General features: G+C 64.3%; 7 protein-coding genes. All 7 read left to right on the forward strand.

Annotated elements, in window-relative coordinates; all coding sequences use genetic code 11:
• Positions 1-39: 39 nt before the first annotated feature.
• The 7 genes from D3227_RS36055 to nuoG are packed head-to-tail and all read left to right on the forward strand — an operon-like array spanning position 40 to position 7,091.
• Complete coding sequence (locus D3227_RS36055) at positions 40-405, forward strand: NADH-quinone oxidoreductase subunit A (RefSeq protein ID WP_120018878.1); 366 nt, start codon at positions 40-42, stop codon at positions 403-405.
• The gene (locus D3227_RS36060; RefSeq protein WP_120018879.1) at positions 393-896 is read left to right on the forward strand and encodes a NuoB/complex I 20 kDa subunit family protein; all 504 of its coding nucleotides are present in this window, start codon (positions 393-395) and stop codon (positions 894-896) included. Before D3227_RS36055 ends, D3227_RS36060 begins: the two co-directional genes overlap by 13 nt.
• Positions 893-1,429, forward strand: coding sequence for an NADH-quinone oxidoreductase subunit C (locus D3227_RS36065; RefSeq protein ID WP_120018880.1), 537 nt, complete (start codon positions 893-895; stop codon positions 1,427-1,429). The genes D3227_RS36060 and D3227_RS36065 overlap by 4 nt, the downstream gene beginning before the upstream one ends.
• Before the next feature lie 27 nt (positions 1,430-1,456).
• Positions 1,457-2,671 carry an NADH dehydrogenase (quinone) subunit D gene (gene nuoD, locus D3227_RS36070; RefSeq protein ID WP_120018881.1) on the forward strand — a complete coding sequence of 405 codons (1,215 nt, stop codon included), beginning with the start codon at positions 1,457-1,459 and terminating at the stop codon, positions 2,669-2,671.
• A gap of 16 nt (positions 2,672-2,687) precedes the next feature.
• The gene (nuoE, locus tag D3227_RS36075) at positions 2,688-3,200 is read left to right on the forward strand and encodes an NADH-quinone oxidoreductase subunit NuoE (RefSeq protein ID WP_120018882.1); all 513 of its coding nucleotides are present in this window, start codon (positions 2,688-2,690) and stop codon (positions 3,198-3,200) included.
• 4 nt (positions 3,201-3,204) lie between these two features.
• A complete protein-coding gene (gene nuoF / locus D3227_RS36080) occupies positions 3,205-4,470 on the forward strand; it encodes an NADH-quinone oxidoreductase subunit NuoF (protein ID WP_120018883.1) in 1,266 nt (421 codons plus the stop codon).
• Between the two features lie 32 nt (positions 4,471-4,502).
• Positions 4,503-7,091 carry an NADH-quinone oxidoreductase subunit NuoG gene (gene nuoG, locus D3227_RS36085; RefSeq protein ID WP_120018884.1) on the forward strand — a complete coding sequence of 863 codons (2,589 nt, stop codon included), beginning with the start codon at positions 4,503-4,505 and terminating at the stop codon, positions 7,089-7,091.
• Positions 7,092-7,113 lie beyond the last annotated feature (22 nt).

Raw genomic sequence — 7,113 nt, forward strand, 5'->3', positions numbered from 1 at the left:
CTGAGCAAAGCCCTCGGCAGGTGACCGGGGCTACGCGACGTGACCGGAATGGAGTTCCTGCCGGTTCTTTTCATGGTCGCCGGAATTGTTCTGGTGGCGATGGTTACGCTTTTTGTCTCCTCGCTGCTGCGCCCATCCAATCCCTATCCCGCGAAGAACATGCCCTATGAATGCGGCATGGACCCGGCGGGTGAAGCCGCCGGAGGCCGCTTCAGGGTGCAGTTCTTCATCATCGCAATTTTATTTGTCGTCTTCGATGTCGAGACGATGTTCCTTTTTCCCTGGGCCGTTGTCCTGAAAGAGATCGGGCTGGTCGGCTATGTCGAGATGTTCATCTTCATTTTGCTGCTTCTCGTGGGCTTCGCCTACGCCTGGCTGAAGGGAGCGCTGGAATGGGAGGCGTAAACAACGCGATCCGCGACAGCGTGCTGTTCACTACGGCCGACAGCCTGATCAGCTGGAGCCGAAGGTCGGCGCTGTGGCCCGAAACCTTCGGCATTGCCTGCTGCGCCATCGAGATGATCTCGGCGGGGTGTGCCCGCTACGATCTCGACCGCTTCGGCGTGGTGTTCCGACCTTCGCCGCGCCAGTCCGACGTGATGATCATCGCCGGCACCATAACCCGGAAATTCGCGCCCGTGGTGCGCCGGCTCTATGACCAGATGCCGGAGCCGCGCTGGGTCATCGCCATGGGCACCTGCGCCATCTCGGGCGGGGTCTACAACACCTATGCGGTGGTGCAGGGGGCGGAGACCTTCGTGCCGGTGGACGTGCATGTGCCCGGCTGCCCGCCGCGGCCCGAGGCGCTGATGCACGGCTTCCTTCTGCTTCAGGAGAAGATCAAGAAATCCAGGGCGCTGGCCGGGACGCCTCTGGACCGGATCGCGGTACCATGAGCGCGCAGACGTCCCTCATCCGCACCCTGATCGCGGAACGTTTCGGGGAGGCGATCGAGGAGCTTGGCTTCTCGCATGGGGTTCACGCTTTCGCCGTTCCGCCTGACATGATCGTCGAGCTTTGCCGGTTCCTCAAGGAACACCCGGCGCTGCGGTTCGATTTCCTGTCCGACATCTGCGGGGTCGATCATTACCCCGAGATGCCCCGCTACGAGGCGGTGTACCACCTCTATTCGCTGCCGAACAAATGGCGCGTTCGCATCAAGTGCCGCCTCGGCGATCCGCCGCGGGTCCCGTCGGTGACGGGGGTCTGGCGCACCGCCAACTGGCACGAGCGCGAGGCCTGGGACATGTACGGGATCAGGTTCGAGGGCCATCCCGACCTGCGCCGGATCTATATGTGGGAAGGGTTCGAGGGCTTCCCGCAGCGCAAGGACTTTCCGCTCCGGGGCTACAAGGACAAGCTGAACCCGTTTGGTGCCGAAGGCCCGCCGCCGACACAGCCCGACCTTGCCACCAAGGACATTCCATAGGGAGGCCGTTTCACACCGGGACTTGAGATGACCGAAGTCACGGAACTGAGCTTGCCAGAAGCCGATGCGCCCCACACCAGGGAGGTGCTTCTCAACCTCGGCCCGCAGCATCCCAGCACGCATGGGGTGCTGCGGCTCGTCCTCGAGTTGGACGGCGAATATGTCGCGCGCGTGGACCCGCATATAGGCTATCTCCACCGGGGCACCGAGAAGCTGGCCGAGAGCTTCACCTACACCCAGATCTTCCCGCTGACCGACCGGCTCGACTACCTCTGCCCGCCCTCGAACAACCTGGCCTTCGCACTGGCGGTGGAGAAGCTCCTGGGCATCGAAGCGCCAATCCGCGCGCAATATATCCGCGTGCTGATGGCCGAACTGGCGCGGATCTCCGGTCATCTCCTGATCATCGGCGCGCTCCCGATGGACCTGGGCGCCATGACGGCGTTGCTTTACGCCATGCGCGAGCGCGAAATGATCATGGACCTGATGGAGATGATCAGCGGGGCGCGCATGCACACCTCCTTCTGCCGGGTCGGCGGTGTGCGCGAGGACCTGCCCGACGAGTTTTTCCCCAAGATCAGGGAGTTCTGCGATATCTTCCCGAACCGCATACGCGACTATGAACGGCTGCTCGAGAACAACCGCGTGTTTCTGAAGCGCACGCAGGGGATCGGCGTGATCTCCGCCGCGGACGGCATCGATCTGGGCCTGAGTGGCCCGAACCTGCGCGCCTCGGGCGTCGACTGGGACATCCGCCGCGACGAGCCCTATGAGATCTACGACCGGCTCGCGTTCAACGTTATTGCCCGCGATGAAGGCGATTGCTACGCGCGCTGGCGATGCCGCGTCGAGGAAATGCGCGAGAGCGTACGGATCATCGAGCAATGCCTCGACCAGATGCCCGACGGGCCGTTCCAGATCGACATGCCGACAATCGCCTTCCCGGTGGACAAGGATCGGGTGCACTGCTCGATGGAGGCGCTGATCCAGCATTTCGACCTGTCGGCCTATGGCTTCAAGGTGCCGAAGGGCGAGGTCTACTCCGCGATCGAGGCGCCAAAGGGCGAGCTCGGCTTCTACATCATCAGCGACGGGTCGCCAAAACCGTTCCGCATGAAGGTCCGGGCACCCTCGTTCGTCAACCTTCAGGCACTCTTCGGGGTCACCAACGCGCGCTACCTGGCGGACATGATCGCCGTACTCGGCAGCCTCGACCCCGTGATGGCGGAGGTGGACAAGTAGCAGGGAATTGGACGCGATGACCATGCGCGAAAAGATCGAAGAGGCGGCAGCACGGTATCCCGACCAGCGCTCGGCGATCATGCCGGCGCTTCTGATCGCGCAGAGAGAACATGGCCATCTGCCCGGCCCGCTGCTGGAAGAGGTCGCCGACATCCTCGGCGTCGAGCGGATCTGGGTCTACGAACTGGCGACCTTCTACACCCTCTTCCATACCGAGCCGGTGGGTATGTTCCACCTGCAACTCTGCGACAACGTCTCCTGCATGCTGTGCCGATCCGAGGACCTGCTGAGGCACCTGGAGGAGGTGCTGGGGATCAAGAATGGCGGCACGACCCCGGACGGGCTGTTCACGCTTTCGACCGTCGAATGCCTTGGCGCTTGCGAGATGGCCCCGGTGATGCAGGTCGGCGACGACTATCACGGCGACCTCGACATCACGCGGATCGACGCGCTCTTGGACAGGCTCCGGGCGGCGGCGGAGCAAGTGACTGGCCCCGATCTCACCGCAGCAGCACTGGCGGGTGAGTAGCCCCATGTTCGAACCGGTCCTTCTCAGGAACGTGGACGTGCCGAATGGCCATCTGCTCTCGACCTACGAGGCCGGCGGCGGCTACCAGGCACTGACCAAGGCGCTTCGCGAGCACACGCCCGACGAGATCATCGACCTCGTCAAGAAATCCAACCTGCGCGGTCGCGGCGGGGCCGGATTCCCAACCGGGGCGAAATGGAGCTTCGTGCCTAAGCGTGCCGGCAAGCCGAAATACCTGTGCTGCAATGCCGATGAGGGCGAGCCGGGCACCTTCAAGGACCGGATCATCATGGAGCGTGACCCGCACCAACTGATCGAGGGCATGGCGATCAGCGCCTACGCGATAGGAGCAGAAACCGCCTATGTCTACATCCGCGGGGAATACACGCTGGCGATCTGCCGGCTGGAGCGGGCGATCGCCGAGGCTCATGCGAAGGGTTATCTGGGAACGCGGATTCTGGGCTCGAATTTCAGCTTCGTTGTGCACATCCATTGCGGCGCCGGCGCCTATATCTGCGGCGAGGAGACCGCGATGCTCGACTCGCTCGAAGGCAAGCGGGCGCAGCCGCGTCTGAAACCGCCGTTTCCGGCGGTCGAAGGGCTCTACGCCAGCCCGACCGTGATCAACAACGTCGAGACGCTAGCCTGCGTACCGCATATCGTGGAGCGAGGGCCGGACTGGTTCCGCGGCATCGGTCCGGACAAGAGCCCCGGCCCGAAGCTCTATTGCCTCAGCGGACAGGTACGGAAACCGGGCCTTTACGAACTGCCGATGGGGATACCGCTGCGCGAACTGGTCGAGGACTGCGCCGGCGGGCCGCTACCGGGGCGCAAGCTCAAGGCGGTGATCCCAGGCGGGGTCTCGGCGCCGCTGATCCCGGAGCGCGGGCTGGACGTGCGGATGGACTTCGACTCGCTGGCCGCCGCTGGCTCGATGCTCGGCTCGGCCGGGGTGATCGTGATCGACGACTCGACCTGCGTTGTCAAAGTCGCCACCCGGATCATCGAGTTCTTCCACCACGAGTCCTGCGGCAAGTGCACCCCCTGCCGCGAAGGGTTGAACTGGGTCGTGAAAGTCCTGCGCCGGGTCGAGGCAGGCCAGGGCGCGCCGGGCGATCTGGAACAGCTGGAGGCGCTCTGCAAAGGCATTTTCGGCAACACGTTCTGCGCTCTGGGCGACGGCGCGGCGATGGGTCTGCGGGCAGCACTGGCGCATTTCGAGCATGAGTTCGTCGCCCATATCGAGGAGCGGAGGTGCCCGTTTCACTAAGGGGGGCGCAGAGAGAGGACCGCGAGGAAGCCATGGTTAGCGTCACAATCGATGAACGAACGCTGGAAGTGGAAGCGGGCTCTACGGTGCTCCAGGCGGCCGAGCGTTTGGGCATCGACATCCCGACCTTCTGCTATCTGAAGCGGCTGCCGGCGCTGGCCTCCTGCCGCATGTGCCTGGTGGAGATCGAGGGGCAGCGGCGGCTACAGCCTTCTTGCGCCACCGCGGTCACCGACGGCATGGTAGTGAGGACGAACACGCAACTGATCGACGAAACGCGCTCTTCCATGCTCGACATGCTGCTCGCCAACCACCCCCTCGACTGCCCGATCTGCGACAAGGGCGGCGAGTGCGAGCTCCAAGACATGGTGATGGCGTACGGACCCCGCGCAAGCCGGTTCCGCGATGCCAAGCGCGTGTTCCACTCCGAGGACATCCGTCTCAGCCCGGTCATCATCATGAACGTCAACCGCTGCATCCAGTGCCAGCGCTGCGTCCGGATGTGCGAAGAAGTCGTCGGCGCGGTCGCCTTGGGCACCGTCGAAAAAGGCATGGATACCGCCATCACTGGCTTCGAGGGCAGTCTCGCGAGTTGCGATCAGTGCGGCAACTGCGTCGAGGTCTGCCCGGTCGGCGCACTGATGAGCTTCCCCTATCGCTACAAGGCGCGGCCCTGGGATCTAGTCGAGACCGACACGGTCTGCCCGCATTGCGGTACCGGCTGCCAACTGACCGTCGGCGCGCGCAAGGGCGAGTTCATGCGGGTCCGCTCGAAGGCGGATCACGGAGTCAACCGCGAAACGCTCTGCGTGCGCGGGCGCTTCGGCCTCGACTTCGTCGGGAGTCAGGACAGGATCAAACGGCCGATGATCCGTCGTGACGCGGTCCTGGTTCCGGTTTCCTGGGACGAAGCGGGGGAATACCTCCGCCGGCGGCTGTCGGCCGTCGCCAGCAAGGCTGCGGGCGGGCTAGCCTCGCCGCGCCTGCCCAACCAGGTGCTTTATCAGTTCCAGAAGTTGATGCGGACAGCATTCCGCACGAACAATATCGACTGCTCCTCGCGCTGGTCCACGCCCTTTGATACGCTCGGCCCGTTGGTGGCCGCCTTCTACACACGCGCACCGCTGGAGGAGGTGATCCGCAACGACTGTTTGCTTGTCGTCGGTGGCAACGTGACGGACGAGAACCCAGTCACCGAATATTTGCTGCGGGACTGTGCACGGCGGCGACAGACCGGGTTACTCATGCTCTCGGCGCGGCCATCCCGTCTGGAGGCCGATGCGCGGGCAGTCGTTCGCGTGCCGCCTGGCGGTGAGGCTCAGGGCCTTGCTGCGGTGGTGAGCAGGCTGGGGGCGGCTGGGCAGGCATTGCCGGGCGACGTTTCTGCGGACATCGGCGCGACCACCGGCAGGCCAGCAGCGGACACCGACAGTGACGGTCCGGACCGTCTGGCCGCAGCGCTGCTGGAAGGCCGGAGCGTCACCGTGCTTGTCAGCGCCGACCTCCTGAGATCGCCCAGAGCGCGCGCGACGTTGCAGCAGCTCAACAACCTTTTGCAGGTTCTCCGCGTACTCGGTAAGGGCCCGGCGATGCAATTCCTCTTCGACCGTGCCAACCAACTGGGCGCCTGGGACATGGGCGTTTTGCCGACGGCGCTGCCGGGGCTGCGCGCGCTCGCCAATGATGCGGCGCGCACAACTCTCGAACGGGCCTGGGGCGCCAAAATCCCCGCTGAACCGGGCGTGGATTTCGACGCGATGCTGGAACTCTGTGACAGGAAGCAAATGGGTGCGCTCTACATCGCCGGAAGCGACCCCCTGATGTCCTATCCCGACCGGGGATTCGTGCAGCGGGCGCTTCGTGCCGCCGATCTCCTGATCGTGCAGGACGCGTTCCTCACGGATACGGCGGGCCTGGCGGATGTCGTGCTGCCCGCGGCGAGTTATGGCGAGGAATCCGGCACGTTCACCAACAACGAAGGCCGCACGCAGAAGGTCTGCAAGTTCCGCGAACCCGCCCTCGAGGCGCGGGGCAATCTGGCGATATTCGACTTCGTTGCGGCGCTTCTGGGCCAAGCGTTGCGGCCGTCGATCCAGGGCGAAATCTTCGGCGAGATTGCCCGGCTGGTTCCGGCCTACCAAGGGTTGACGCAGGACGGGCTTGGCCCCGACGGAGCATTCACGAAGGCGGCCCTTGCGCCACCGATTGGCGAGTTCTTCGTCCTCCCGCCTGCCCCCATTTCAGCCGACCGGCTCATGCTGGTCACCGGCAACTGCCTGTTCCACAACGGATATCTTTCCGAGCGCTCGGAGATCCTGAATACGGTCGCGGATGACCCATATGTCGAGATAAGCGCGCGGGATGCGGTGCGGCTTGACCTTTCGGATGGCGATCAGGTGGTCGTGCGATCCGCCCAGGGCGAATTGACGGCGAAGCTCAAGGTCAACAAGCGTTTCCCCACGGGCCTCGTGTTCGTTCCCGAAAACTACAGAACCCTGCGTCTCAACAGCCTGATGCGGCGGGGCGAATACCCATGTCCGGTGGAAGTTCAAATGGCGCACGCGGCCTTCGAGATCGCCACTGTCGCCGGGGTCGAGGCGCGTCCTGAGAATCTGGGCTGAGGCACTACGCGCTCCCCACCGG

This window comes from Mesorhizobium waimense (assembly GCF_003601975.1).
Lineage (GTDB): Bacteria > Pseudomonadota > Alphaproteobacteria > Rhizobiales > Rhizobiaceae > Mesorhizobium > Mesorhizobium waimense.